This window comes from Rhizobium sp. BK196 (genome assembly GCF_014193255.1).
In the GTDB taxonomy this organism is placed as follows: Bacteria; Pseudomonadota; Alphaproteobacteria; order Rhizobiales; family Rhizobiaceae; genus Rhizobium.
On the sequence record NZ_JACHZB010000011.1, the window covers coordinates 176,939 to 201,557 of the forward strand.

General features: G+C 59.2%; 26 protein-coding genes. 17 read left to right on the top strand and 9 right to left on the bottom strand.

Annotation, left to right across the window (positions count from 1 at the left end):
* Nucleotides 1–36: 36 nt before the first annotated feature.
* The gene (locus FHT78_RS27965) at nucleotides 37–906 is read right to left on the bottom strand and encodes a DMT family transporter (RefSeq protein ID WP_183749802.1); all 870 of its coding nucleotides are present in this window, start codon (nucleotides 904–906) and stop codon (nucleotides 37–39) included.
* 208 nt (nucleotides 907–1,114) lie between these two features.
* Here FHT78_RS27965 and FHT78_RS27970 point away from each other — a divergent pair, with 208 nt between their 5' ends.
* From FHT78_RS27970 to ispG, 3 genes are all read left to right on the top strand, one after another.
* Nucleotides 1,115–1,891: a DeoR/GlpR family DNA-binding transcription regulator gene (locus tag FHT78_RS27970; protein ID WP_183749803.1), complete on the top strand. Its 777-nt coding sequence runs from the start codon at nucleotides 1,115–1,117 to the stop codon at nucleotides 1,889–1,891.
* 60 nt (nucleotides 1,892–1,951) lie between these two features.
* Complete coding sequence (locus tag FHT78_RS27975) at nucleotides 1,952–3,145, top strand: MFS transporter (RefSeq protein ID WP_183749804.1); 1,194 nt, start codon at nucleotides 1,952–1,954, stop codon at nucleotides 3,143–3,145.
* Nucleotides 3,146–3,240: 95 nt separating this feature from the next.
* Nucleotides 3,241–4,488 carry a flavodoxin-dependent (E)-4-hydroxy-3-methylbut-2-enyl-diphosphate synthase gene (gene ispG / locus FHT78_RS27980; protein WP_183749805.1) on the top strand — a complete coding sequence of 416 codons (1,248 nt, stop codon included), beginning with the start codon at nucleotides 3,241–3,243 and terminating at the stop codon, nucleotides 4,486–4,488.
* 54 nt (nucleotides 4,489–4,542) lie between these two features.
* Here the strand turns inward: ispG and FHT78_RS27985 are convergent, their stop codons facing one another.
* On the bottom strand, nucleotides 4,543–5,457 hold the full coding sequence (locus tag FHT78_RS27985; RefSeq protein ID WP_183749806.1) for a polyprenyl synthetase family protein: 915 nt from the start codon (nucleotides 5,455–5,457) through the stop codon (nucleotides 4,543–4,545).
* A 134-nt stretch (nucleotides 5,458–5,591) separates the two neighbouring features.
* Here FHT78_RS27985 and mtgA point away from each other — a divergent pair, with 134 nt between their 5' ends.
* The 5 genes from mtgA to FHT78_RS28010 all read left to right on the top strand — a co-directional run bounded on the left by mtgA (nucleotide 5,592) and on the right by FHT78_RS28010 (nucleotide 8,700).
* Entirely contained in the window at nucleotides 5,592–6,329 is a 738-nt protein-coding gene (mtgA, locus tag FHT78_RS27990; RefSeq protein ID WP_183749807.1) for a monofunctional biosynthetic peptidoglycan transglycosylase, read from the top strand.
* A gap of 95 nt (nucleotides 6,330–6,424) precedes the next feature.
* A complete protein-coding gene (locus FHT78_RS27995; RefSeq protein ID WP_183749808.1) occupies nucleotides 6,425–7,147 on the top strand; it encodes a DUF1868 domain-containing protein in 723 nt (240 codons plus the stop codon).
* Between the two features lie 12 nt (nucleotides 7,148–7,159).
* Nucleotides 7,160–7,807 (top strand): glutathione S-transferase family protein, encoded by a 648-nt coding sequence (locus FHT78_RS28000; RefSeq protein ID WP_183749809.1) that lies wholly within the window; start codon nucleotides 7,160–7,162, stop codon nucleotides 7,805–7,807.
* Between the two features lie 155 nt (nucleotides 7,808–7,962).
* Complete coding sequence (rpmF, locus tag FHT78_RS28005; RefSeq protein WP_003543812.1) at nucleotides 7,963–8,148, top strand: 50S ribosomal protein L32; 186 nt, start codon at nucleotides 7,963–7,965, stop codon at nucleotides 8,146–8,148.
* Between the two features lie 144 nt (nucleotides 8,149–8,292).
* On the top strand, nucleotides 8,293–8,700 hold the full coding sequence (locus FHT78_RS28010; RefSeq protein WP_183749810.1) for a hypothetical protein: 408 nt from the start codon (nucleotides 8,293–8,295) through the stop codon (nucleotides 8,698–8,700).
* Here the strand turns inward: FHT78_RS28010 and phaR are convergent.
* Complete coding sequence (phaR, locus tag FHT78_RS28015; protein ID WP_183749811.1) at nucleotides 8,695–9,267, bottom strand: polyhydroxyalkanoate synthesis repressor PhaR; 573 nt, start codon at nucleotides 9,265–9,267, stop codon at nucleotides 8,695–8,697. The genes FHT78_RS28010 and phaR overlap by 6 nt on opposite strands.
* Before the next feature lie 234 nt (nucleotides 9,268–9,501).
* Here phaR and FHT78_RS28020 point away from each other — a divergent pair, with 234 nt between their 5' ends.
* Together FHT78_RS28020 and FHT78_RS28025 are read left to right on the top strand one after the other, a co-directional pair.
* Nucleotides 9,502–10,683 (top strand): acetyl-CoA C-acetyltransferase, encoded by a 1,182-nt coding sequence (locus tag FHT78_RS28020; protein WP_183749812.1) that lies wholly within the window; start codon nucleotides 9,502–9,504, stop codon nucleotides 10,681–10,683.
* A 66-nt stretch (nucleotides 10,684–10,749) separates the two neighbouring features.
* Entirely contained in the window at nucleotides 10,750–11,475 is a 726-nt protein-coding gene (locus FHT78_RS28025; protein WP_183749813.1) for a beta-ketoacyl-ACP reductase, read from the top strand.
* Nucleotides 11,476–11,477: 2 nt separating this feature from the next.
* Here the strand turns inward: FHT78_RS28025 and FHT78_RS29715 are convergent, their stop codons facing one another.
* The 4 genes from FHT78_RS29715 to FHT78_RS28040 all read right to left on the bottom strand — a co-directional run bounded on the left by FHT78_RS29715 (nucleotide 11,478) and on the right by FHT78_RS28040 (nucleotide 12,441).
* Nucleotides 11,478–11,609 (bottom strand): hypothetical protein, encoded by a 132-nt coding sequence (locus tag FHT78_RS29715; protein ID WP_281412888.1) that lies wholly within the window; start codon nucleotides 11,607–11,609, stop codon nucleotides 11,478–11,480.
* A gap of 58 nt (nucleotides 11,610–11,667) precedes the next feature.
* Nucleotides 11,668–11,811, bottom strand: a complete 144-nt coding sequence (locus tag FHT78_RS28030) for a hypothetical protein (protein ID WP_183749814.1) — start codon at nucleotides 11,809–11,811, stop codon at nucleotides 11,668–11,670.
* Nucleotides 11,812–12,004: 193 nt separating this feature from the next.
* Nucleotides 12,005–12,259 carry a YMGG-like glycine zipper-containing protein gene (locus FHT78_RS28035; protein ID WP_183749815.1) on the bottom strand — a complete coding sequence of 85 codons (255 nt, stop codon included), beginning with the start codon at nucleotides 12,257–12,259 and terminating at the stop codon, nucleotides 12,005–12,007.
* A gap of 26 nt (nucleotides 12,260–12,285) precedes the next feature.
* Nucleotides 12,286–12,441 (bottom strand): DUF3309 family protein, encoded by a 156-nt coding sequence (locus FHT78_RS28040; RefSeq protein WP_017962528.1) that lies wholly within the window; start codon nucleotides 12,439–12,441, stop codon nucleotides 12,286–12,288.
* Between the two features lie 856 nt (nucleotides 12,442–13,297).
* Between FHT78_RS28040 and FHT78_RS28045 the strand changes: the two genes are divergently transcribed.
* From FHT78_RS28045 to FHT78_RS28065, 5 genes are all read left to right on the top strand, one after another.
* Entirely contained in the window at nucleotides 13,298–16,441 is a 3,144-nt protein-coding gene (locus FHT78_RS28045) for a helicase-related protein (RefSeq protein WP_183749816.1), read from the top strand.
* Between the two features lie 2 nt (nucleotides 16,442–16,443).
* Nucleotides 16,444–16,848 carry an RNA-binding S4 domain-containing protein gene (locus FHT78_RS28050; RefSeq protein WP_183749817.1) on the top strand — a complete coding sequence of 135 codons (405 nt, stop codon included), beginning with the start codon at nucleotides 16,444–16,446 and terminating at the stop codon, nucleotides 16,846–16,848.
* A gap of 194 nt (nucleotides 16,849–17,042) precedes the next feature.
* Nucleotides 17,043–17,381, top strand: a complete 339-nt coding sequence (gene fdxA / locus FHT78_RS28055) for a ferredoxin FdxA (RefSeq protein WP_183749818.1) — start codon at nucleotides 17,043–17,045, stop codon at nucleotides 17,379–17,381.
* A 398-nt stretch (nucleotides 17,382–17,779) separates the two neighbouring features.
* A complete protein-coding gene (locus tag FHT78_RS28060) occupies nucleotides 17,780–18,352 on the top strand; it encodes a CarD family transcriptional regulator (RefSeq protein ID WP_113299540.1) in 573 nt (190 codons plus the stop codon).
* Between the two features lie 377 nt (nucleotides 18,353–18,729).
* Nucleotides 18,730–19,593 carry an RNA polymerase factor sigma-32 gene (locus FHT78_RS28065; RefSeq protein WP_007825441.1) on the top strand — a complete coding sequence of 288 codons (864 nt, stop codon included), beginning with the start codon at nucleotides 18,730–18,732 and terminating at the stop codon, nucleotides 19,591–19,593.
* A gap of 51 nt (nucleotides 19,594–19,644) precedes the next feature.
* On the opposite strand, the gene FHT78_RS28070 is transcribed toward FHT78_RS28065, so the two are convergent.
* Both FHT78_RS28070 and FHT78_RS28075 read right to left on the bottom strand, forming a co-directional pair.
* On the bottom strand, nucleotides 19,645–21,189 hold the full coding sequence (locus FHT78_RS28070) for a M48 family metalloprotease (RefSeq protein ID WP_183749819.1): 1,545 nt from the start codon (nucleotides 21,187–21,189) through the stop codon (nucleotides 19,645–19,647).
* A 381-nt stretch (nucleotides 21,190–21,570) separates the two neighbouring features.
* A complete protein-coding gene (locus FHT78_RS28075) occupies nucleotides 21,571–23,112 on the bottom strand; it encodes an MDR family MFS transporter (protein WP_183749820.1) in 1,542 nt (513 codons plus the stop codon).
* Between the two features lie 115 nt (nucleotides 23,113–23,227).
* On the opposite strand from FHT78_RS28075, the gene FHT78_RS28080 reads away from it, so the two are divergent.
* Both FHT78_RS28080 and FHT78_RS28085 read left to right on the top strand, forming a co-directional pair.
* Nucleotides 23,228–23,752: a MarR family winged helix-turn-helix transcriptional regulator gene (locus tag FHT78_RS28080; protein WP_183749821.1), complete on the top strand. Its 525-nt coding sequence runs from the start codon at nucleotides 23,228–23,230 to the stop codon at nucleotides 23,750–23,752.
* A gap of 92 nt (nucleotides 23,753–23,844) precedes the next feature.
* Nucleotides 23,845–24,519, top strand: coding sequence for an OmpW family protein (locus FHT78_RS28085; RefSeq protein ID WP_183749822.1), 675 nt, complete (start codon nucleotides 23,845–23,847; stop codon nucleotides 24,517–24,519).
* Nucleotides 24,520–24,619 lie beyond the last annotated feature (100 nt).

A 24,619-nucleotide genomic window follows, 5' to 3' on the forward strand; every position in this document is an offset into this window, starting at 1 on the left:
CTGCCGCGCTAACCCCGAATCCGGCTGAAACCGGTATCAAGCCGCGGCCCGACGACGCAATCTTTCGCTGACGAGGATGATCAAGCCCGCGCCAAGAATCATCATCGCACCAACGACGACATTCTGCGTGGGTATATCAGCCCAAATCAGATAGCCGAGAATGAAGGCCCAGACGAGCGATGTATATTCGAAGGGCGCGAGCACCGATACTGGAGCCTGACGCATGCCTTCAAAAAGGGCGAACTGGGCGCAGCCGGCGACGACACCGGTGCCGATGAGCAGGGCGAGTTGCGTGAGGGTTGGGGTCTGCCAGGTGTAGATCACGGCAATACCGGTCATGATGAGGAAAAAGACGTTGGAGACCGCAAGCTGGATGATCGTCTTCTCATGCAGCGAGGTCTTGCGCAGCAAGACCATGGCGGAAGCCCAGAGCACGGCTGCCTGCAGCGCCAGATAGACCGGCCAGGAGATCGTGAGCCCGACGGGATTGCAGGAGATAAGCACGCCGACGAACCCGACGCCGACCGCAAGCCAACGGGCCGGGGTGACCTCTTCCTTCAGGATGAACCAGGCGAGCAACGTGCCGACGACGGGAGCTGCGTAGTAGAGCGTTGTGACCTCGGCGAGCGGAAGATGGCTTGCGGCAGTGTAATATGAAAGCCAGGCACAGAGCAGAAGAATGCTGCGGGCAATCATCGGCTTGATGATCGGTGAGGTGACCGTCTGATGGACGAGCTTGCCGCGGCCATAGGCGAGGCAGCCAACAAGGATGGTGAGGCTGCGGAAAAACAGGATCTGCCAGACGGGAATACTCGCCGTCAAAAGTTTGACGATCGCATCATGCAAAGTGAACGCCATGTAGGCCGCGATCGTGAGCAGAATGCCCAGGCTGACGGAGTTTTTCACGGGGATGTACCAGTGGCGGCGGTGCCGGCGGGAAACGAGATGCCCAATCGATAGTCCTGCCCCCGGAGTCGGTCAATATGCAAGATTTCGCCCTAGTCGTGGAGCTTTGTTTCAAAGTGTCAGAAAACGTGTGGTCGTGCATGTTGCGTGCACGCTAATCAGTGTTTATGCCTGTTTTTAGATTTTTAAGGGCGAATCCGGTATAAACATGCAAGATTTCCTGTTGCGGGAACGCCAGACCGTCATTTCCGAGCGACTGAAGACGCATGGTCGCGTGCTGGCTGCGGAACTCGCAGTCGAATTCGGCGTCTCGGAAGATACGGTACGGCGCGATCTGCGCGAGATGGCGGCGGCAGGGCTCTGCGAAAGGGTATATGGCGGAGCATTGCCGATTTCGCCGGCGCGCGGAAGCCTGACCCAGCGCATGAGCTTTGCTGCCGAGCGGAAACAGGCGCTGGCCCGCGCCGCGGCAGAGGAAATCGTTGCAGGTACGACGGTATTCTTCGATGCCGGCAGCACCAATCTGGCGATTGCCAACGCTTTACCGGCCGATCTTGCGCTGACGGCGGCAACCAATGCTCCAGCGATTGCTGCCGCGTTGATCGAAAAGCCCGGTGTCAATGTCATCCTGATCGGCGGTCTCGTCGACCGCCAAACCGGCGGTTCGCTTGGTGCCAAAGCATTGCGGGACATGGAGCAACTGGCGCCTGACCTCTGCATTCTGGGCGCTTGTGGCGTCGATATCGAGGCGGGATTGACGACATTCGGCTTCGAGGACGCGGAGTTCAAGAGGTTCGCCACATCCAGGAGCAAGCGGGTCATGGTCGCTGCGACATCGGAAAAATTCGGGACGGCTGCGCCACATAGCGTCCTGCCGGTCGCGCATTGTGAATGCCTTGTCGTCGAGCACGATGCGGATGCTGCCATGCTCGAGCAATACCGTGCACGCGGGTGCCGGACGATCATTGCGGGCAAAACGGCTTGAGACCGTTCCGCCCTTTACGGGAATCGGCAGACAAGTCCGATCGAGAGGAAAGACAAGGAAATGGATAACAATGTGAGTGCAGCGCCGCGGGTACGGAGCGGCTTCATTACCCGGAGCAGAGCGGCGGTCTCGCTGCTATTCCTCATGAACGGTTTTGTCATCGGCTCTTGGGCGCCGAAGATTCCTGATTTCGCCGAACGGCTTGGACTTACCAAGTTCGAGCTCGGACTGATGATCCTCGTCTTCGGTTTCGGCTCGCTGGTCATGATGCCAATCGCCGGAGCGCAGATCGCCAGACATGGTTCACGCGTTGTCGTGCGGGTGCTCGCCGTCTGCTTGCTGCCGACGCTTCTGGCGCTGACGCTGGCTCCCAACGTGATCACAGGGGCGATCTCTCTCTTTCTGTTCGGCGGTTTCATTGGCGGGATGGACGTGGCAATGAACGCCAATGCCGTGGCGGTGGAAAAATCCATGCGACGCGCGATCATGTCATCCTGCCACGCCTTCTGGAGCCTCGGCGGCTTGATCGGCTCCGGCCTCGGCGGCCTAGTGATCTCCAGGCTCGGCATTCTCGGGCACGCGGAACTGGCGACCGTACTGGCTGCTGTCTTCCTTGCCGTCGCCTGGCCGATGGTTCTGGCCGATCCGCCGCATCCCGATACAAAGAAGGAGAAGACGAAGCTGCCGATGGTGCCGCTGCCGTGGCTGCTCGGTCTGATGGCGCTGTTCTGCATGGTGCCGGAGGGAGCGATCCTCGACTGGGGTGCGCTTTATCTCAGGCAGGAAATGGGGGCGTCGGTCGCCCTCTCCGGCCTCGGCTTTGCGGCTTTCTCGGCGGCCATGGCGATCATGCGCTTTGCCGGCGATCTGGTCCGCGATCGTCTCGGCGGGGTCAAGACGCTGCGCATCTGCACGCTGTTTGCCATCGTCGGCATGCTGCTTACGAGCCTTGCGCCGAATGCCGAAATCGCCATCATCGGCTTCGCGCTTTGCGGTATCGGTATTTCGAACATGGTGCCGATCGCCTTTTCGGCAGCGGGCAACATTCCCGGTCTGAAGCCCGGCATCGGCATCTCCGTCGTCACGACCCTGGGCTATTCCGGCATGCTGGTGGCGCCTTCGGTGATCGGCTTCGTGGCCGAGCATGTGGGCTTTGCCGCCGTCTTCATGGCGCTGCCGGTGCTGCTGCTCGTGGTTCTCGCATTCTCACGGCTCGCGCAATATGCCGATGGAGTCTCGGACGGCGGCCGGTGAGCCGCCTCCAAACAAAAGTGATATACGGGGCGGTTGACAAGCTCGCGGGCTTGATCCACCTGAAAGGCTCTGTCTTCCGGGTGTAAGAGCTCTTTATGTCTGCTTTCGATTTCGATCCGAAACCGCGCCGCGCTTCCGTTGCTGTCGATGTCGGCGGTGTCATCGTCGGCGGGGGCGCGCCGGTGGTCGTGCAATCCATGACCAACACGGATACGGCTGACGTGGATTCCACGGTTGCGCAGGTGGCTGCACTCCATCGCGCCGGTTCGGAGCTGGTGCGCATCACCGTCGACCGCGACGAAAGCGCTGCCGCCGTGCCGAGAATCCGCGAGCGGCTGCTGCGCCTCGGCATGGATGTGCCACTGATCGGCGACTTCCACTATATCGGCCACAAGCTGCTTGCCGATCATCCGGCCTGCGCCGAAGCGCTGGCGAAGTATCGCATCAATCCAGGCAATGTCGGCTTCAAGGACAAGAAGGATAAGCAGTTCGCCGAAATCATCGAGATGGCGATCCGTCACAACAAACCGGTGCGCATCGGCGTCAACTGGGGTTCGCTGGATCAGGAGCTGCTGACGCAGCTGATGGACAAGAACCAGGCCGAGGGATCGCCGCTTTCGGCCCGGCAGGTGACGCGCGAGGCGATCGTGCAGTCGGCGCTGCTGTCGGCACAGCTCGCCGAAGAGATCGGCCTGCCGCGCAATCGTATCATCCTGTCGGCCAAGGTCAGCCAGGTTCAGGATTTGATCGCCGTCAATTCCATGCTCGCTGAGCGCTCCAACCATGCGCTGCATCTCGGCTTGACCGAAGCCGGCATGGGTACCAAAGGCATCGTCGCCTCTTCGGCTGCCATGGGCTATGTGCTGCAGAACGGCATCGGCGATACGATCCGCATTTCGCTGACGCCGGAGCCGAATGGTGACCGCACCCGCGAGGTGCAGGTGGCGCAGGAACTGCTGCAGGTCATGGGTTTCCGCCAGTTTGTGCCCGTCGTGGCGGCCTGTCCCGGCTGTGGGCGCACGACCTCGACGGTCTTCCAGGAACTCGCGCAGAACATCCAGAACGACATTCGCAAGAACATGCCGGTCTGGCGTGAGAAATATCCGGGTGTGGAAGCGCTCAATGTCGCCGTCATGGGCTGTATCGTCAATGGACCGGGCGAGAGCAAGCATGCCGATATCGGCATTTCGCTTCCCGGTACGGGCGAGACGCCGGCTGCTCCCGTCTTCATCGACGGCAAGAAGGCCCTGACGCTGCGCGGCCCGAATATCGCCTCGGATTTCGAGGCGCTCGTCATCGACTATATCGAGAAGCGTTTCGGCCAGAAGACGGCAGCTGAGTAATCACTCGGCTTTTCGATGACCTTCTGCGGCAGGCTGGATGGACCTTCTTCTGTCTCAGCTCTTGCGTTCGGCCACAAACTGAGCCGTGGCGATCAGCACCGCGGCGCGCTCTCCATAGGGGGCGAGCAACTCTTCTGCGTCCTCGACATGCCGACGCAGCCGCTTCTCCGCCCATTCCATGCCGTGAAGCGCCACCAGCGTTCCCTTGCCGCGGGCGGCATCCTTGCCGGTCGCCTTGCCCATCGTCTTGATATCGGAGGTCAGGTCGAGAATATCATCGGCAAGCTGGAAGGCGAGACCGATTTTTTCACCGAAGCGGCGCAGGCGTTGACGGTCTTCGATAGACGCGCCGGCAACGATGGCGCCGGCCTCGCAGGCAAAGCGGATCAGCGCACCTGTCTTCATCGCCTGCAGGCAGATGATGCCAGCTTCATCGGGCGCCTGCGTTTCCGCTGCCAGATCAAGAGCTTGTCCGCCGGCCATGCCGCCGAGGCCTGCGGCGCGAGCGATCGCCAGAACGAGTTCTGTTTTGCTGCGGTCCGGCAGGTCGGTTTCCGGCGCGGCGATGATGTCGAACGCGTAGGTCAGCAGGCTGTCGCCGGCCAGAATGGCGGTCGCTTCGTCGAATTTGATGTGTACGGTCGGCTTGCCGCGGCGCAGGTCGTCGTCGTCCATAGCCGGCAGATCGTCGTGAACAAGGGAATAGCAATGGATGCATTCGAGTGCCGCACCGACGCGAAGTGCTGCCCGCCTGTTGCCGCCGAGAAGTGCTGCGCTTTCCACGACAAGGAAGGGGCGCAGGCGTTTGCCGCCGTTCAGAACGGCGTAGTGCATGGCGCTACGCAAGAGGTCGGGACGGGCGATCTCGTCGGACAGCACGGTAGGAGAGAGCAGGAGATCGAGCAGCGCCTCGATCTCGGCGGCACCGCTTTTCAACCGTGTCTCGAATGTTCCCCGCTTTGCGTCCATGCGCGCTCTTTGGCACGGCAGAACGGCTGCTGGCAACGGAATTGTCGATCATCGCGTCAAGATTTCCGCTGCACTCTGGCAATGCGGGTTTTCAGGCGGTATGACAACGACCAGGGCGAAATCGGACTGGGACATTGGATATAGCGCCGCAGACAGAGGAAAGCGTCGAGGCGCCGGTTCACCGGCGTTGGCTTGGAGACCGCCAGGTGCTGAAGCGCATTGTTCTTGCCGTTCTGGCGGCGCTGCTTTTGCCCTATGTGCTGATCCTTCTCTATCTGCTGCCCTTCATCCATCCGGTTTCGACGCTGATGCTGCGCGATCTCGTGCTTCTGCGCGGTTATGACCGGCAGTGGGTGTCGATCGACGATGTTGCGCCTGTGCTCGTGCAATCGGTGATGATGTCGGAAGACGGGCAATATTGCTTCCACGGCGGTGTCGACTGGGGCGAGATGCGTATGCTGGTCGAGGATACGCTGAAGGGCCAGGAGACGCGCGGCGGCAGCACGATTCCCATGCAGACGGCGAAGAACCTCTTCCTCTGGAACAGCCGCTCCTTCATCCGCAAGGGATTGGAACTACCGTTGGCCGTTGGTTCCGACTTCGTCTGGTCGAAGCGGCGGCTGATGGAGATCTATCTCAATATCGCCGAATGGGGGCCCGGTATCTACGGCATCGAGGCAGCGGCACAGTATCACTTCAAGGTGCCCGCCTCGAAGCTTACGCGCCGGCAGGCATCGTTGCTTGCGGTTTCTCTGCCGAACCCGATCGATCGCAATGCCGGAAAACCCGGGCGAGGCCTGCGCAGGCTTGCGGCGCTCATCGAACGGCGGGCGCAGGGCTCGGGCGATTACATCAAGTGTATCTATGATTGATATCAGAACTTGTCGTTGGAAGCGGCAAGCGTCATCTGACATTCTTGGTACTGCCATATGGGCGAATGCATCAGCCATCAAAACCCGAGTCGCCCATGACGCCAACGACACTTTCGCCCGAGCTCCTTCAGTATTCGAAGACCCATAATCCCATTCCGCCAGCGCATCTCGGTACCCGTTACCGCAAGGTCGGCGGTTTCCTGCCCGAACCCGGCAATACGGTCGTCTGCCACCCGCTCAAGGGATCGGAAACGCAACAGGTGCTGATCGAGGCACGTGAGAAATATCTGGCGATGCCGGAGGCGTCGCAGTTCCTCTTTACGCCGATCACCAGCATCCACATGACGCTTTTTGAAGGTGTTATCGAAGGTCGCCGCAAACAAGATTATTGGCCGGGCGATATTCCGCTGGAAACGCCGATTGAGGATATGACAGAGCTTATGGCGGCTCGGCTCGAAGGTTTCTCAATGTTTCGGCCCTTCAAGGTGGCGATCGTCAACGCCCGACCGTCCGGCCTGCTCGTCGAAGGGGCGACCGAAGACGATCGCAAGGTTATGCGCGCCTGGCGCGATGCGCTCGCTGACCTCTTGGGCTATCGTCAGCCGAACCATGACGATTACAAGTTTCATATGACCTTCACCTATGCGATCGAACGGTTGGAAGACGAGGCGCTGCCGCGTTGGCAGGCAATGCTTGACGAGGTGACAGAGGATATCCGCAGCAGGGCGCCTGTACTGGAACTCAGCCCGCCGGCCTTCTGCGTGTTCGAGGATATGAACCACTTCCACGAACTGCTGATCTTCGATTTCGAACCTTGACAGGAAGACACCGTGGACAAGCTGACGCTCTATATCGCCAACAAGAACTACTCTTCCTGGTCGTTCCGGCCATGGATGGCGCTGACGGGCGTCGGCATCGATTTTGAGGAGGTGTTGATCCCCTTCGATTATCCAAACGGCAATCCCAACATCAAGGCGGTCTCGCCGAGCGGCCACGTGCCTTTGCTGCAGCACGGTGCGCTGAAGATCTGGGAATCCTTTGCGATCATCGAATATGTGGCCGAACTCTATCCCGATGCCGGGTTGCTTCCGAAGGATCGTGCCGAGCGGGCGCTCGCCCGTTCGGTCTCCGCGGAGATGATGTCGAGCTTCCGGGCGCTGCGCAGCGCCTGCCCGATGAATATTCGCCGGCCAAAGGGCAAGATCGCGCTTCCTGACGGCGTCTCTGCAGATATTAGTCGCATCGAGACAATCTGGCGCGATCTTTTGCAGAAATCCGGTGGACCGTTCCTCTTCGGTGCATTCAGCGGAGCGGATGCGATGTTTGCGCCCGTCGTCAACCGCTTCGATATCTATGATCTCGTCAGCAGCGCCGATATGCTGGCTTATATGAGCGCGATGAAGGCGCATCCAGCCTGGCGGAAGTGGCAAGAAGCAGCCCGCGCCGAGGCGTGGATCGTCCCGGAAGACGAGGTCTGAGCGGAGAATCAGAGGCATCGCAAAAAATACATATGGGGACTGGTCAAGGCCGCCCCTTGCATGTATAAGCGCGCAAAATTCCGAAATCGCGACATGTCCGTTTCGGCCGCCAGTCTGGCCGTGGGAATGTTTTGCCCGCAAGTGGAGTAAGAGAAATGGCTGTACCGAAGAGAAAAACGAGCCCGTCCAAGCGCGGCATGCGCCGTTCGGCTGATGCGCTGAAGGCTCCGACCTATGTCGAAGACAAGAATTCCGGCGAACTGCGCCGCCCGCACCATATCGATCTGAAGACCGGTATGTACCGTGGCCGTCAGGTTCTGACGCCGAAGGAAAGCGCATAATTTTTATGCGGCTTTTCCGATGAGGCTTCGAAGGCCGGCTCGACGCCGGCCTTTTTTGTTTTCAAGATATTATAATCTTCAGTGCCTTGAAGTGAGGCGGTGATGTCAGGCAGTATTCCCTAGAGATCCGGGAGATATTTCTGCATGATTACCGCAATGCCGCTGATGGTTATTCCATTTATTCTTTACAATCTAGCGATGCTAGGCGTGATGGGTGGCGGCGGAATTCCCTCGCTCCAGCACGACGTGATCGTGCTATCCATGCTTTCTGGCGCAATCTGGAGCATGGCGCTCGGCGATCTCTTCATCGTCGTGGCGCTCGTCGTACTTTTCTTCGAGATCCTGAAGGCAACCCGGAATGGCTCCGGCAATCTCATCAATCATATGCTGTCGATGCTGGTCTTCATCGCTTTCCTGGTCGAGTTTCTGCTCGTCCAGGATGCAGCGACCCAGGTCTTCTTCATCATGATGATCATTGCGCTGATCGACGTGATCGGCGGCTTTGCAGTGTCGATCCGCAGCGCCGGCCGGGACGTTTCGATCGGCCTATAGGCTGTCGAGCTTGTTCTGCAGCGCGCGAAGCTGTTCCTTCAGCTCGTCGATGTCCTTGGCTTCCGCCTTGCGGCTTTCCTTTGGCGGCGGCGTCATAAAGGGTGAGAACATCTGCATGGCCTGCTGGAACATCTCGGTATTCCGGCGGACCTGCTCTTCGATCATCTGCATGGGAAGCTGCAGGTTCTTGCCGAGCGGCGTTTCGCCGAAGGCACGGTTTACCTGCTCACGGATTTGCGACTGCTGTTCCGTGAAGGCGCGCATGGAATGTTCCAGGAAGCTCGGAACGACCATCTGCATCTGGTCGCCGTAATAGGTGATCAGCTGACGCAGGAAGGAGATCGGAAGCAGCGTGTTACCAGTCTTCGATTCCTGCTCGAAAATAATCTGGGTCAGTACCGAATGCGTGATGTCGTCACCGCTCTTGGCGTCCTGGACGACAAAGTCCTCCCCCTTCTTCACCATCTCTGCCAGGTCTTCCAGCGTCACATAGGTGCTGGTGCCCGTATTGTAGAGGCGGCGATTGGCATATTTCTTGATTACGATCTGACCCTCAGTCTTCGCCATATCAGTCTCCCGAACCCCGTCTGATTGTATGGATACTCCTCCACCAGAGACTGTAGACGCAAAAGAAGGGCGGTGACAATCTCTTTGTGCGATGCGGCAAGCCCTTTCCCTGTACGGATAAATCCATTCGAGGGCGCTGCAGCAAATAGTGGAATAGGTCTTGGCATTTGACTTGCGCCTGCAGCTTTGTCAGTTTCCGCTTATATGTGTGACGAGAAACGAGGAAACCACCCCATGAGCAGTTCATCCGTCGTCATCGCCAGCGCAGCGCGCACCGCTGTCGGTTCCTTTAACGGTGCTTTCGGCACAATTCCCGCTCACGAGCTCGGCGCGGCTGCCGTCAAGGGCGCGCTGGAGCGGGCAGGTGTTTCTCCTGAAGACGTGGACGAGGTGATCCTTGGCCAAGTCCTGCAGGCCGGCGAGGGCCAGAACCCCGCTCGCCAGGCGGCGATGAAGGCCGGTGTTCCCAAGGAGGCGACCGCCTGGAGCGTCAACCAGCTCTGCGGCTCTGGCCTGCGCGCCGTCGCTCTCGGCATGCAGCAGATCGCGCTCGGTGATGCGAAGATCATCGTCGCCGGCGGTCAGGAATCCATGTCGATGGCGCCGCACGCCGCGCATTTGCGCGGCGGCGTCAAGATGGGCGACATGAAGATGATCGACACCATGATCAAGGACGGCCTCACTGACGCCTTTTACGGCTATCACATGGGCGTTACCGCTGAAAACATCGCGCGTCAGTGGCAGCTTTCCCGTGATGACCAGGACCAATTCGCCGTCGGCTCGCAGAACAAGGCTGAAGCCGCGCAGAAGGCTGGCCGTTTCAAGGACGAAATTGTTCCCTTCGTCATTCAAGGCCGCAAGGGTGACGTGACCGTCGATGCAGACGAATATATCCGTCATGGTGCGACGCTGGAGGCTATGGGCAAGCTGCGGCCTGCCTTCGACAAGGACGGCACGGTAACGGCGGCGAACGCTTCCGGTCTCAATGACGGCGCTGCCGCGGCGGTGCTGATGAGTGAAGCGGAAGCGTCGCGACGCGGTATCCAGCCGCTTGCCCGCATCGTGTCCTGGGCAACGGCCGGCGTGGATCCGCAGGTCATGGGCACCGGCCCGATCCCCGCCTCACGCAAAGCGCTGGAAAAGGCCGGATGGTCCGTCGGCGATCTCGATCTCGTTGAGGCCAATGAGGCGTTTGCGGCCCAGGCCTGCGCCGTCAACAAGGATCTCGGCTGGGATCCCGATCTCGTCAACGTTAATGGCGGCGCGATTGCGATCGGTCATCCGATCGGCGCGTCCGGTGCACGTGTCCTCAACACACTGCTCTTCGAGATGAAGCGCCGCGGCGCGAAGAAAGGCCTCGCGACATTGTGCATTGGCGGCGGCATGGGTGTCGCAATGTGTTTTGAGGCAATGTAAATAGCGTACGATGCATGTTTCATCAGGCCCAACCTAAGCGGGCTGACAACAACAGGGGAGCGGAACATGAGCAGAGTGGCTCTGGTCACTGGGGGTACGCGCGGTATTGGCGCGGCGATTTCGATGGCACTCAAGAACGCCGGCTATAAGGTTGCTGCCAACTATGCCGGCAATGATGAAAAGGCCAAGGCATTTCATGATGTTACCGGCGTGCCGGTCTTCAAGTGGGACGTGTCCGACTATGTTGCCTGCGGGGAAGGTATTGCGAGGGTCCAAGCCGAACTCGGCCCGGTCGAAATCCTCGTCAACAATGCCGGCATCACGCGCGACGCGATGTTTCACAAGATGACGGCCCAGCAATGGCATGAGGTGATCAATACCAACCTCACCGGCCTCTTCAACATGACACACCATGTCTGGAGTGGCATGCGTGACCGCAGCTTCGGCCGCATCGTCAATATCTCCTCCATCAATGGCCAGAAGGGCCAGATGGGGCAGGTGAATTATTCTGCCGCCAAAGCCGGCGACCTCGGGTTTACCAAGGCGCTTGCCCAGGAAGGTGCGGTCAAGAACATCACCGTCAATGCCATCTGCCCCGGTTATATCGGGACGGAGATGGTTCTTGCGGTGCCGGAAAAGGTGCTGAATGAGAAGATCATTCCGCAAATCCCCGTCGGACGCCTCGGTGAACCCGAAGAAATTGCGCGCTGCGTAACTTTCCTCGTTTCCGACGATGCCGGTTTCATTACCGGTTCGACATTGACGGCCAATGGCGGCCAGTTCTTCGTCTAAACCTATTTCTTGTGGCTGTGGGCGTAATTGTTCGGGAAGCTGCCGGCACCGTCATAAGGGCCGGCAGCGGCGCCATATGCTGCGACGGTAACGGTCATCAGGGCGGCGATTGCCACGACCTTGTTCATGGTCATATCTCTCTGCGGACGGGCGCTCGGATAATTGCTGTCGCGCGGCTGGTAATTGATGCTGTCATGTGTTTGGACGACGCCGTCCATTGGCTTTGACGGGCACTTTCTGAACGGCGCGGTCCTGGCCGTAGAGGGCAGCGACTGCCGTCGTGAGGAAAGCGGTGATCAGGATGGCGACGGCGAAATTCAGGAAAATCTGGGCCATGGTAGCGTTCCTTTTCGTTCACGGGCGGCACATGCTCTGCCCTTGCGATATTGAAAGGAATATGGGCTTGGACCTGGCGTCGCGGTAGATTTGACTTTAACGACCGATCGTCAACGCCGCATTGACAACAAAAGCGTGCAAGAAAAACGGGCGCAGAAGCGCCCGTTCAAAATTTCCGATGGGCCGGGATCGATCAGCGGCAACGTGCTTCGTAACGGCGGCCGTAGCGATCGCGATAGATGCAGTAGCCTTGGCGCTCGACCGAATGGCCGATGAGAGCGCCAGTCAGACCGCCGGCGACTGCGCCGACTGCCGCGCCACCCCAACTGTTGGAGACAGCGCCGCCGATGATGGCGCCCGTGCCCGCACCAATCGCCGTGCCCTGCTCCGTCGGGGTGCAGGAGGCGAGAGCGCCAATGAGAGCGCAGCTAAGGATGATCTTTTTCATGTCTAAACTCCCCAGGTTATCGGCCTTTAAATTCGGCCCATCAATACAAGAATGATAATGATGACGAGAACTAACCCCAAACCACCGGAAGGTCCATAGCCCCATCCGCGGCTATAACCCCAATTCGGCAAGGCGCCGATCAATAACAGAATAAGGATAATAAGAAGTATCGTGCCAAGCATGGTGTTGTCCTGCCTCATCCTCATTTCAACTGGACTATAAACACGTAGCCGCGATTTTTGTTCCCGGCTAAGCTCCTGGAATATTACGGTGGCGTTATCAGCCGCTGCGGAGGAGCCGACTTTAGCCGGTGCCCTACAAAGCAAGTCGGCGAAATAATATCGGGCATCTGTGATATGGTTAAAATTCTCTTTGAATACAATATGTTGCGGTGAACAAATCAAGAAAATGAAAATGTCTCCGATTCGTCAGCGATTCGTTCCGGCTTTGATCAGCCGCGACCCTTCATCGGCTCACCAATTCCGGATGCTTTAGACTCCGTAAATTCGGCATCCAGAGGATTAATGGGATCCGGCAGTTGGAACGGCTGCGGCAAACCCCAGATCCGTATCTTGGGTCGGTAGTGAAAACGCCCACGACATCTCGCCGTGAACGAAAAGGGAAAGCTTGGCGGTCAGCGATTCGTCTCCGATTCGTTCCGGCTTTGATCAAAGCGTTAATTTCGGGGTCGCGCTTTGCCGTTTTTGCAAATAGCAGGAAGCGTTAATCGCGGTTGCCGACATTCGTTTTCACGCAAGCTTTGCCGATTCAGCATCTAGTGGAAAAAAGTGATTCAAAGTCAATACTTAGCCGTGAACAAAAGCTGAATCAGCCGGAGTCAGTGATTCGTCTCCGATTCGTTCTCAAGCTGTTCCGAATCTTAAATCAAGGACTTAGCGGGCTGTAACTTCCGTGCGGGATGCAAAGTCTATTTCAAATCTGCCCTTGCGTTTGGAGCTTCGGCTGTCCATGTGTTCTCCTGCCTCATCCGCAGCTCCGACTTGACCCTGGGGCGTTACCGCCTCACTTGCATGGAATATGACCCTGACTTCGCAGCCGATAATACCGAGCGGGCGCGCCGTGACCGCGGTGCTCGGGCCGACGAATACCGGCAAAACCCATTACGCGATCGAGCGCATGGTGGCACACGGCACGGGTGTCATTGGCCTGCCGCTCCGGTTGCTGGCACGCGAAGTCTATACGCGTGTGGTCGAAAAGGTCGGCGCCCACAACGTGGCGCTGGTGACCGGCGAAGAAAAGATCTCGCCGCCGAACGCGCGTTTTTCCGTCTGCACGGTCGAAGCGATGCCGCGGGAAACCAAGGCAGCCTTCGTCGCCATCGACGAGGTGCAGCTCGCCGGAGATCTCGAGCGCGGCCACATCTTTACAGACCGCATCCTGCATCTGCGCGGCCGTGACGAGACGCTCCTGCTGGGCGCCGGCACCATGCGGCCGATCCTGCAGCAGCTTCTGCCGGGGATAACGGTCACGGAGCGGCCGCGGCTTTCTCACCTTCTTTATGCTGGGCAGAAGAAAATCACGCGGCTGCCGCAGCGCTCGGCGATTGTTGCCTTCTCGGCTGACGAAGTCTACGCGATCGCGGAACTGATCCGGCGCCAGCGCGGCGGTGCGGCAGTCGTGCTGGGGGCTCTTAGCCCGCGCACCCGCAATGCGCAGGTGGCGCTCTATCAGGAGGGCGATGTCGAATATCTCGTTGCAACTGATGCGATCGGCATGGGGCTTAACCTCGATGTCGACCATGTGGCCTTCGCGCAGGACCGGAAGTTCGACGGTTATCAGTTCCGCAATCTCAATCCAGGTGAACTCGGCCAGATAGCGGGCCGCGCCGGGCGCCATGTGCGCGACGGAACCTTTGGTGTAACCGGTCAGGTTTCACCATTCGACGAGGAGCTCGTGCGGCGCATCGAAGGCCACGAATTCGACAACGTCAAGGTTTTGCAATGGCGGACCAAGGATCTCGATTTCTCGACGATACAATCCCTGCGGGCAAGCCTTGACACCGGTCCGCGCTTACCGGGTCTGACGCGGGCATTGCCGGCGGTCGACCAGCAGGCGCTCGAACATTTGTCGCGTTATCCGGAAATTATTGATCTCGCCAATACTCCGGCGCGAGTCGAAAAGCTCTGGGAGGCTTGCGCTCTACCGGACTATCGGCGCATAACGCCTGCGCAACATGCCGATCTTATTTCTACCCTCTTTTCCGATCTGGTGCGCTATGGCACGGTGAACGAGCAATTTCTTGCAGAGCAGGTTCACCGTTCGGATCGTACAGATGGAGAAATTGACACGCTTTCGGCGCGAATCGCGCAGATAAGGACCTGGACCTATGTATCGAATCGGCCCGGCTGGCTTGCCGATCCGACACACTGGCAGGAAAAGACGCGGGAAATCGAAGATCGATTGTCCGACGCGTTACATGAAAGGTTGACGAAACGCTTTGTTGATCGCAGGACATCTGTGCTCATGAAGCGCCTGAGAGAGAATGCGATGCTGGAAGCTGAAATCAGTGTGAATGGCGATGTCTTTGTTGAAGGACATCATGTGGGGCAGTTGACCGGGTTCCGTTTTACGCCTGTGGGCGGAACGGACGGGCCTGACGCCAAGGCGGTTCAGTCTGCGTCGCAGAAGGCGCTCGCTCTCGAATTCGAAGCTAGGGCCGCACGCTTGCATGCCGCAGGCAATGCCGATCTGGCGATTGGCTCTGATGGACTCATCCGTTGGCTCGGCGATCCCGTCGGCCGCCTATCGGGCAGCGACCATGTAATGCGTCCGCGCGTCATCCTGCTCGCCGACGAGCAGCTTGCTGGCAATGCGCGCGACCATGTTGCCGCTCGTATCGAACGTTTCGTCAATCATCATATCAGCACGGTTCTGAAGTCGCTCGAGGACCTGTCGCGTGCTGAAGACCTGCAGGGCCTTGCCAAGGGGCTCGCCTTCCAGCTTGTCGAGAATCTCGGCGTGCTCTTCCGCCGCGACGTGACAGAAGAAGTGAAGTCGCTGGATCAGGACGCGCGCGCCTCCATGCGTCGCTACGGCATCCGCTTCGGCGCCTATCATATCTTCGTGCCGGCGCTTCTGAAGCCGGCGCCGGCGGAGCTTATCACCCTGCTGTGGGCGCTGAAGAATGACGGTCTCGACAAGCCGGGTTACGGCGATCTTATTCCGGTGCTCGCCGCCGGCCGCACCTCTGTGGTCACGGATCCGAGCTTCGAGCGAATGTTCTACAAGCTTGCGGGCTTCCGTTTCCTCGGTAAACGTGCCGTGCGCATCGACATTCTCGAGCGCCTGGCCGATCTCATCCGTCCGCTCCTGCAGTGGAAGCCGGGCCAGGGCACGCGTCCGGAAGGCGCCTATGACGGTCGCCGCTTCACGACGACGACGGCGATGCTATCCATTCTCGGCGCGACGCTCGAAGATATGGAAGAGATCCTCAAGGGGCTCGGCTACCGCGCCGACGCCGTGAAGACCGAAGAGGCAGCCGCATTCCTTGCGACACAGGATGCGGCGTCCGCTCCAGCTCCATCTGCCGCGCCGGAAACCGTGGCGGAGGAAGCGGCTGAAAAGGCCGACCATGACGACGCGGACGGCGCTTCGGAAGAAACGCCCGCCGCCGAAGCCGCACCTGTGTCTGTGGAAACGCTTGCAGCCGCCGAAGGTTCGGCGGAAGCCGGCGAGGCCGAGGCTGCAGAACCGAAGCCGGTCCTCTTGTGGCGCCTCGGCGGCCGTAACGAAAACCAGCGCCAGGCGCGCGGCCATGGCGACCGCCGTGGCGGACAGGGCCAGGCTCAGGATCGCGGTGAGCGCAACAACCGCCGTCAGGGCGGTGGTGAAGGCGGCGAGAGTAGGGACGGCAATCGCAATAACAATCGCAACCGGGATGGCGGCAATCGCGACGGGAACCGGGAAGGCAGCAATCGTGACGGCGGCAATCGTGATGGGGGCAGGCCTCAGCATGCGCGCAATGACCGCAACGAGCAGCGCGGCGACCGTCAGGACCGCGGTGACCGCAAGGATCGTGGCGATCGCAACGACCGTAACAACAATCGCGGCAATTCACAGCCGCTGCGCTTCGAGGCCAAGCCGCCGCGCAAGGAGAAGCCGATCGATCCGGATTCGCCCTTCGCCAAGCTCGCTGCGCTTAAGGAGCAGATGAAGAAATAATCATGGGTGGAGAGACACAGCCAGGAAGCGGTTCGCGCCAGCGCATCGATAAATGGCTGTTCTTCGCACGCATGGTGAAATCGCGCTCGCTGGCACAGAGCCATATCCAGTCCGGTCACGTCAGCATCAACGGGACGCGTTGTGCGCAGCCGAGTCAAACAGTCAAGGTGGGGGATCGCGTCGAGCTGACGCTGGAACGACGGGACGTCATTCTCGTCGTCCGGCTGCCCGGCGAGCGGCGTGGGCCCTATGACGAGGCGAAGCTGCTCTATGAGGATCTGTCGCCGCCAGCTGACGAGGCAAAACGCCTCACTCCCTATGAGCAGGCTATCCGGGGTCAGGGCTCCGGAAGACCGACGAAAAAGGAACGGCGCGCAATCGACAGGCTGATGTCGGACGAGGATTAGAAAACTCTTCCCGCCGGCAGCTTTTGGCAGATCGTTTGTCCTTGAAATCCTGCCGTAAAGCCGATACGTCACACACAACCTGCCGGGTAGCGTGCTTGCCTCCCAAGCCTGTCCACGCTTTCTCTCCGGCTTAGGGGATAGGCGCGACGTTCCAGGTTGCCCGCCCCGCCCGCATGGAAATCCTGGAGTTCTTCATGACCTATGTCGTGACCGACAATTGCATTCGCTGCAAATATACCGATTGTGTTGAAGTCTGCCCCGTGGACTGTTTCTATGAGGGCGAGAATTTCCTCGTTATTCATCCCGATGAGTGCATCGACTGCGGCGTTTGCGAGCCGGAATGTCCGGCCGAGGCGATTAAACCCGATACCGAGCCGGGTCTCGACAAGTGGCTGAAGATCAATGCAGAATATGCAGGCATCTGGCCGAACATCACAGTCAAGAAAGAGCCGATGGCCGGGGCAAAGGAATTGGACGGCGAGACGGGAAAATTCGAAAAATACTTTTCGGAAAAGCCCGGCAGCGGCGACTGAAACTCGGGCATGCAACGCCGTTGAAACCGCGTTCAGCGACAGGTTAAACGTTTCAGATTAAGCGTGAGTCACATGGGGGCTATGTGTTGCCCACATGACTCACGTTAAGCAAATTATTGATTTCCTCATATTTTTGTGATAGGTTCACCACACTGTTCCATTTGTGGCATGACGCATGCCCGAAGCCATCACGAAAGTAGAACAAATACCGTACCGCGGTTTCCGTGACATATCAATAACTTGAGCTGTCGGATCCCAAGATCGCGCGCGGGGATATCTTTTGCTTCTGTCTGGTGGAACCAGAGTGAAGTCACCCGACGGATTTAACCGTCTCATCCGGGCCTGACTGACCCGGCTCCGGCCGCCGCCGGAAGCGTAACAGGGAGTTTTTGATTAGAATGACCATCCAGCAGAAAAAACCTTCTACCGCACGCCACGGCTTCAAGACCGGTGAATCGATCGTGTACCCTGCTCACGGTGTCGGTACCATCACGGCTATCGAAGAGCAAGAAGTCGCCGGCATGAAGCTTGAACTTTTCGTCATCGATTTCGAAAAGGACAAGATGCGTCTGAAGGTTCCGGTGGCGAAGGCCATGAGCATCGGCATGCGCAAGCTTTCCGAGACCGACTTTGTCGAGCGCGCTCTCAAGGTCGTGCAGGGCAAGGCCCGCGTCAAGCGCACCATGTGGTCCCGCCGCGCCCAGGAATATGATGCCAAGATCAATTCCGGCGACCTGATTTCCATCGCAGAAGTCGTTCGCGATCTTTACCGTGCTGAGAACCAGCCGGAGCAATCCTACTCCGAACGCCAGCTTTATGAAGCTGCGCTCGACCGCATGGCTCGCGAAATCGCTGCTGTCAACAAGATGTCTGAAACCGAAGCCGTTCGCCTCGTCGAAACCAACCTCAACAAGGGTCCGAAGCGCGGCAAGGCAATCGAGGAAGATGACTCGCAGGATGAAGCCGCTTAATAGCGCATTGTTTATGCTGATAAAAAACCCGGCCCTCGTGCCGGGTTTTTTATTGGAACTTTTTCGCGATTACGACGTTGATAGGCAGTAATGCGGATTCCAACCGGCGCCCATAAAGCTCGGTTTGATTTCCGCCGAAGCTGTCAAATTCGATGAGGAGCGGATCATGTTTTCCAGAATTTGCCGTTCGGGCAATCTCGAGGAACAGACCCAGCTCTGCCGTCCTGCCGGCACACGATGAGAAATAGGGCCTCCTCCTGAAAAGTCCAGGAGGGGGCCTTCATGCATTCAAGATCCAGTTTGCTCCGGCGCAGTGGTGTCCGGAAACGGTGTTTGCTTGTTCATTTTCAGGGACGTGGCCCATTTAGGAGAGCAATATGAAGAACATGTCTGCAGATCGGCGCATGATCAAAATAGCAATGGCGGCTCCCTATCTAGCCCGTGAAGAAGAGCATAATCTGGCCATTCGCTGGAAGGATCATGAAGACCGAGGCGCCCGCAATCAGATCGCTATGGCGCATATGCGCCTCGTCATTTCCATGGCAGGCAAGTTCCGCAATTTCGGCCTGCCGATGAGCGATCTCGTACAGGAAGGTTATGTCGGGCTTCTGGAAGCCGCGGCTCGATTCGAACCGGCGCGCGATGTGCGCTTTTCCACCTATGCAAGCTGGTGGATCCGCGCCTCGATCCAGGACTATATCCTGCGGAACTGGTCGATCGTACGCGGCGGTACGAGTTCGGCCCAGAAGGCACTATTCTTCAATCTGCGGCGCCTGCGCGCCAAGCTTGCAAAGGGTGATACGCAGTTAACACTGCAATCCATTCATCAGGAAATCGCCGCTGCCCTCGGTGTCAGCCTTGCCGACGTGCAGACCATGGATGCGCGCCTTTCCGGCAACGACGCCTCGTTGCAGGCGCCTTCCGTCTCGGGTGATGCCGACAGTGCGGAAAAGATGGATTTCCTCGTCAGCGACGAACCGCTGCCGGATGAGCAGGTCTCCAACATGATCGACGGGGAGCGACGCCGCGTCTGGCTTGCGTCTGCCCTCAAGCATCTCAACGAACGCGAAATGAAGATTATCAGCGCGCGGCGCCTTGCCGAAGACGGAGCGACGCTCGAAGAGCTCGGCGCCGACCTCGGCATTTCCAAAGAACGCGTACGCCAGATCGAAAGCCGGGCGATGGAAAAGCTTCGTACGGCGCTCGTCAGCGCCGATCCGCATATGGCAGCCTATGCCTGACAGGAATTATCCCAGCAGCACAGACTGGCCCGGCATAAGCCGGGCCTTCTTTTACTCGGAAATAATCTTCACGCGGTCGCCGGGAGAAACGGCAGCACCCGTCGGTAAGGCGTTGATAAGCTTGAAGAGATCCAGCTTGCGATCGGTGCCCATCATGCGGGAGGCGAGCGTGGTGATGTTGTCGCCAGGGCGGACAATGACCACCCGCACACGCAACGGCTTCAGCGAAGCCGCTTCATCCGGCGTCATACGGCGGAAGCTTGCGCGCAGAACGTTTGCCGTCGGCTCCAGCGACGGGCTGCCTTTCGGCACCGCTGTCAGAAAGCGGAAGATCTGATTGTTGTTTCTAATGACCGTGACGTCGAAGTCCCAGCGGTCGGCAGTGGCGCGCGCGGTCGCAGCCTCCATGCCATTGACGTTGATTGGCTGGATGGTCGCCGGATCGAGGCCGGTAACCCAGCCGCTGGAAATGTAGTTCGTGAGGCTTTGGTTCTGGTTGTCGGCCACGCCGTCGAAGCGGACGGCGATATCGTTCGGGCCGGTTGCCATGACGGCTTCGACCTTGTTGTCGATGCTGAAGTCGGGCGGCACGTCGAAGCGTATGCCGAGGCCGCCGTGCAGGAAGGTCTGGCCGCGCACATAGCCCTCTTCCGGACTGTCGCCGTAGAGAAGGCCATCGATGCCATCGAGATAGTAGTCACGGCCCTTGTCGCCGACCGCGCCTTCCTGGCCGAAGGCGCGGGCATGGCTGCGGGCAAGCTCGATGCGCTGGGCGGAATTCGGATGGCTCGACAGGAAGTCCAAGCTCTGGTCGGCCTCGGGATCGACCGACATGAAGCGGCTGTACGCGGCCATGGAATCAAGGAAACGGGCGGCTGCATAAGGATCATAGCCGGCTTCGCCGAGCATGCGCACGCCGATGACGTCGGCCTGTAGTTCCTGCTGACGGGAGAAGGCAGCAAGACGCAGCTTGCCGCGGGCGAGCGCCTGTTTGCCGGCTATGTCGCTAGACAGCACTTCGGCGACGACGCGGCTGGCAATGACTTCCGCCTCTTCGCGCTTCTGTCGCTCGATGCCGTGGTTTGCGGTGACGTGACCCATCTCGTGCGACAGCACGGCCGCAACTTCCGAGGCGTCATTGGCAAGCGCCAGCAGGCCGCGGGTGACATAGAGATAGCCGCCCGGCAGCGCGAAGGCGTTGATGGCGGGCGAGTTCAGGATGGTAATGCGGTAGGACTGGCTCGGATTTTCCGACACGGCCGTCAGCGCCCCGGCGATGCGGGCCACGAGGCGCTCGGTCTTGGCATCCTTGTATTCGCCGCCATAGCTTGCAACGATGCGCGGATGCTCGCGGGCGCCCATGGCGGCGCGCGGGTCGTTCTTTTGTACTTCGTCGACGATTTGCGGATTAGACGAAGGGCCGACAGTCGGCTGATAGGATTGTTGAATCAACGACTCACAGCCGTTCAGCGCGACGGCGCAGGCCGACAGCAACAGGAAACGGCGCACCCAGCGGCGCGGCGCAAAAAAGGCATCACTGGAAAGCGCGGGCGATTTCCACGTCGTCATGCTGTCCAGTCTGTCTCTCCGCATCATTTTAAGTCGCCGGTCTGCCGCATCGTCGGGCCGGTCGTTGCCATGAAAATTCAATAGGCTTCCGCCTCGGTTCTCGCGCTGCACAATCGGCCGATCCAAGTCTTTGCTGTAGCCGATTTCCGCATGGGTTGCATAGCGAGACTCCATCTAAATGTGGCGCCGTTGCATTTCGGCAATGCCTCGCCTGTCGAGGCACTTTTCGCTCCAATGAAATTATGGCGAAAGTTCCATCGCGAGTGCAGATTCCGACGGCAGTGCGGAAAAAGTCGGTCAGAACGGCGACCGATGCGGGCAAGCGTGACATTCGCGCGAAGAATGCAATTAATGGTAGTGTTGTCGAGTGACTTACATTGAGGAGGCGCTGAGGGCGCGCATCCGTACTTACTCCGCGGCCTCTGGGGCGACGTTGGTCCGCCCGGTCTTGTGTTCGCCAGCGCGGGGGAGCTGCACCGGCTTCAGCATGATGGCGGCGACCAGACCGATCAAAGCAATGCCGCAGGAGGTCATGAACAGCGGCGAGAAGGCGGAGGCGTAAGCATTGGCCACCGCCTGGCGGCTGGCTTCGGGAAGTGCTGCCATCATTTTCGGCGTCAGTTCCTCGAGATTGGCTACACCCGATATGGAGGAACCGAGTCTGCCGAGCTGCGATGCGATGATCGCACCGTAGATGGAGATGGCAATCGATGCGCCGCCCATGCGCGACAGCGTCACCGAGCCGGTCGCAACACCCACATCGCGGGCTGGTGCGGCGTTCTGAACGCCGATGACTGGAACCTGCTGGGCAAGGCCGATGCCGATGCCGTGCAGCAGCATGATCGCGCCGATGAAGGCTATCGGCGTACCGGCATGAACCTGAGAGATCAGCGCAAAGGCGATGGCGCTGCAGGTCATGCTGGCGATCGCAAAAGGCTTGTAGCGGCCGGTCTTCGAAATGATGCGGCCGGCATTCAGAGAGCCGCAGACGAGACCGCCTGTCAGCAGAATGAAGAGCAGACCGGCGCCCGACGGCGAAAGACCTGTCGTCGTCTGCAGGAAGAGTGCGAGATAATTGACCATGCCGATAGCGATCGCACCGCCCATGATCGAGATCACCAGCAGCAGGCTGAAGGTAGAATTGCGGAAAAGCGGCAGCGGCACGATCGGCTCTGGCGCGCGGCGCTCGACGAATACCCAGGCGATGGCGCAAATCACGCCGACGGCGGCGATGCCAATGCTTTGCGGCGAGATCAGCGCACCGAAAAGCTCGCTGCTGTCGGTAGCAAGCACGATGCTGGTTGTCGTCAGCGCCAGCAGGAGTGCTCCGGCGTAGTCGATCTTCGGCCGGCGATGCGGCTTGCGGTACGGCAGCATGAAGGCGAGGCCGGTAAGTACGATGAAGCCGATTGGCACATTGACGAGGAAGATCGAGCGCCAGCCGAAGAGATCGCTCATCGTGCCGCCGAGGACAGGGCCGATGGCACCGGAGGCCATCAGCACCAGACTGGAATAACTCTGATAGCGGGCGCGTTCGCGCGGCTCGAAGAGATCGGCGTTGACGGCGAAGATCGAAACCATGATGCCGCCGCCGCCGAAGCCCTGCAGTACGCGGGCGGCAATCAGCGTGTTCATTGAGACCGCAAGACCGCAGACGGTGGAACCGACCGTGAAGATCGCGATCGCCGTCATCATCACATATTTGCGGCCGAAAAGATCGCCGAGCTTGCCGTAAAGCGGCATGACGGCGCTGAGTGCCAAGAGATAGGCCGAACCAACCCAGCCGAAGCGGTCGAGATGACCAAACTCACCCACGATGGTCGGCAGGGCCGTGGAGACGATCTGGTTATCCAGCGTCGCCATGAACATGGCGGTCATCAGGAAGAAGAAGAGGATGAGCCGCCGACGGGGATCCGTCACGAGCGGCGCGGGGGCAAGTTGCATATCCATGGGATGGGCCATTTCGTATATGCATACATTAGGTGCTAATGTCATATATTTGTCAACGGCACATTGCTGATATTGGCATATTTTATTTTTGGCGTCGGTCTGCTATGGTTTCGTCATGAACGAGACCTTGACGAAGACAAGAACGACCGAGCTTGATGATCCCTCGGACAGTGTGCCGCGCATCGGCCGCACGATGACGCGAATGCGAATGATGACAGGACGCCGGTTGATCGGTCGCCTTGCGATCCAGAGCGTGGCGCCGGATCTGGAACTCTCGCATCTCGACGTACTCGATGCCGTGCGCCGCGCGCAGGAAAACGGCGAGGTAACGGTCGGCGCCATTGCCGAGATGCTGCGAATCGACCCGTCGAGGGCAAGCCGCGTCGTGTCCGATATGGTGGGTCGCAACGTCCTGCGCCGTGAGGCTTCGCAGGCGGATGCGCGGCGCATCGTCGTCGTCATGACGTCGCTCGGGAAGAATCTACTGGCAGAAATCCGGGCCCAGAAACTCGCCTTCGTTTCCGAGGTCGTGCGGGACTGGCCACAGGAGGAGATCGACACTTTCTCGCTGCTGTTCGAGAAATTTATCGGCGGCTACGAGGCGATCTTCCTTTCCCGCGACAAGGATACACCGGGCTAAGAAAATAGTCCGAGCGTTTGATCTCGCTCAAGCCGACCCGTCCAAGGCAAGCCTAAGTCTCTCCTCGTTCGACGACATCAGGAGAGATTCACATGAAACATCATCCGCTTCGGCTGAAGGGTATTTTTGCCGCTATCGTTTTCGCATCCTTCGGGCATGCGGCGCTTTCGGCCGATCTGGCGCCTTCGGCAGGCTCGCCAATGGCCACGCAAAGCCCATGGCAAGTACGCCTTCGTGCGCTTGGCGTGATCACGCGCGACAACGGCTCGGTCGACGGTATTTCAGAATCCGGTCTTTCCTATTCGGACACGGTGATTCCGGAAGCGGATATCTCCTATTTCTTCACCGACAATATTTCCGCGGAGCTCATTCTCGGCACGACCTATGCTAATGTGCGTGGCGAAGGCTCGATTGCCGGCCTTGGCGAAATCGGCAAGACCTGGCTGCTGCCCCCGACGCTGACGCTGCAGTACCATTTCACCGATTTCGGCGCCTTCCAGCCTTATCTCGGTGCCGGTGTGAACTATACAGTCTTCTACAACCAGTCCGGCAAGAGCGCCGACAGCCTCGATGTGAAGAACACATTCGGCGTCGCGCTGCAGGCCGGCTTCGACTACATGTTCGATGAGCATTGGGGCGCGAACATGGATGTGAAGAAGATCTTTCTGCGCCCGGATTTTGATGCGACAGTCGGCGGTGCCGATGTCAGCGGGAAGGCGAAACTGGATCCCTGGCTGATCGGTGCCGGTGTCACCTATCGCTTCTAAAGCATTTGGTTGACGCAATTCCCGTCGCAAACCGCCGCACAGTTTTACGGGAATTGCTTTGAGGGAAGGCGCAGCATCTGCGGCGCCTCTTCCCCTTCAC

What these genes read in the sequence shown, in the direction of transcription:
- FHT78_RS27970 (WP_183749803.1), top strand. Translation starts at nt 1,115, where the DNA reads ATGCAAGATTTCCTGTTGCGGGAACGCCAGACCGTCATTTCCGAGCGA.
- FHT78_RS27975 (WP_183749804.1), top strand. Translation starts at nt 1,952, where the DNA reads ATGGATAACAATGTGAGTGCAGCGCCGCGGGTACGGAGCGGCTTCATT.
- ispG (WP_183749805.1), top strand. Translation starts at nt 3,241, where the DNA reads ATGTCTGCTTTCGATTTCGATCCGAAACCGCGCCGCGCTTCCGTTGCT.
- FHT78_RS27985 (WP_183749806.1), bottom strand. Translation starts at nt 5,457, where the DNA reads ATGGACGCAAAGCGGGGAACATTCGAGACACGGTTGAAAAGCGGTGCC.
- FHT78_RS27995 (WP_183749808.1), top strand. Translation starts at nt 6,425, where the DNA reads ATGACGCCAACGACACTTTCGCCCGAGCTCCTTCAGTATTCGAAGACC.
- rpmF (WP_003543812.1), top strand. Translation starts at nt 7,963, where the DNA reads ATGGCTGTACCGAAGAGAAAAACGAGCCCGTCCAAGCGCGGCATGCGC.
- FHT78_RS28010 (WP_183749810.1), top strand. Translation starts at nt 8,293, where the DNA reads ATGATTACCGCAATGCCGCTGATGGTTATTCCATTTATTCTTTACAAT.
- phaR (WP_183749811.1), bottom strand. Translation starts at nt 9,267, where the DNA reads ATGGCGAAGACTGAGGGTCAGATCGTAATCAAGAAATATGCCAATCGC.
- FHT78_RS28020 (WP_183749812.1), top strand. Translation starts at nt 9,502, where the DNA reads ATGAGCAGTTCATCCGTCGTCATCGCCAGCGCAGCGCGCACCGCTGTC.
- FHT78_RS28025 (WP_183749813.1), top strand. Translation starts at nt 10,750, where the DNA reads ATGAGCAGAGTGGCTCTGGTCACTGGGGGTACGCGCGGTATTGGCGCG.
- FHT78_RS29715 (WP_281412888.1), bottom strand. Translation starts at nt 11,609, where the DNA reads ATGACCATGAACAAGGTCGTGGCAATCGCCGCCCTGATGACCGTTACC.
- FHT78_RS28030 (WP_183749814.1), bottom strand. Translation starts at nt 11,811, where the DNA reads ATGGCCCAGATTTTCCTGAATTTCGCCGTCGCCATCCTGATCACCGCT.
- FHT78_RS28035 (WP_183749815.1), bottom strand. Translation starts at nt 12,259, where the DNA reads ATGAAAAAGATCATCCTTAGCTGCGCTCTCATTGGCGCTCTCGCCTCC.
- FHT78_RS28040 (WP_017962528.1), bottom strand. Translation starts at nt 12,441, where the DNA reads ATGCTTGGCACGATACTTCTTATTATCCTTATTCTGTTATTGATCGGC.
- FHT78_RS28045 (WP_183749816.1), top strand. Translation starts at nt 13,298, where the DNA reads ATGACCCTGACTTCGCAGCCGATAATACCGAGCGGGCGCGCCGTGACC.
- FHT78_RS28050 (WP_183749817.1), top strand. Translation starts at nt 16,444, where the DNA reads ATGGGTGGAGAGACACAGCCAGGAAGCGGTTCGCGCCAGCGCATCGAT.
- fdxA (WP_183749818.1), top strand. Translation starts at nt 17,043, where the DNA reads ATGACCTATGTCGTGACCGACAATTGCATTCGCTGCAAATATACCGAT.
- FHT78_RS28060 (WP_113299540.1), top strand. Translation starts at nt 17,780, where the DNA reads ATGACCATCCAGCAGAAAAAACCTTCTACCGCACGCCACGGCTTCAAG.
- FHT78_RS28065 (WP_007825441.1), top strand. Translation starts at nt 18,730, where the DNA reads ATGAAGAACATGTCTGCAGATCGGCGCATGATCAAAATAGCAATGGCG.
- FHT78_RS28070 (WP_183749819.1), bottom strand. Translation starts at nt 21,189, where the DNA reads ATGATGCGGAGAGACAGACTGGACAGCATGACGACGTGGAAATCGCCC.
- FHT78_RS28075 (WP_183749820.1), bottom strand. Translation starts at nt 23,112, where the DNA reads ATGGATATGCAACTTGCCCCCGCGCCGCTCGTGACGGATCCCCGTCGG.
- FHT78_RS28080 (WP_183749821.1), top strand. Translation starts at nt 23,228, where the DNA reads ATGAACGAGACCTTGACGAAGACAAGAACGACCGAGCTTGATGATCCC.
- FHT78_RS28085 (WP_183749822.1), top strand. Translation starts at nt 23,845, where the DNA reads ATGAAACATCATCCGCTTCGGCTGAAGGGTATTTTTGCCGCTATCGTT.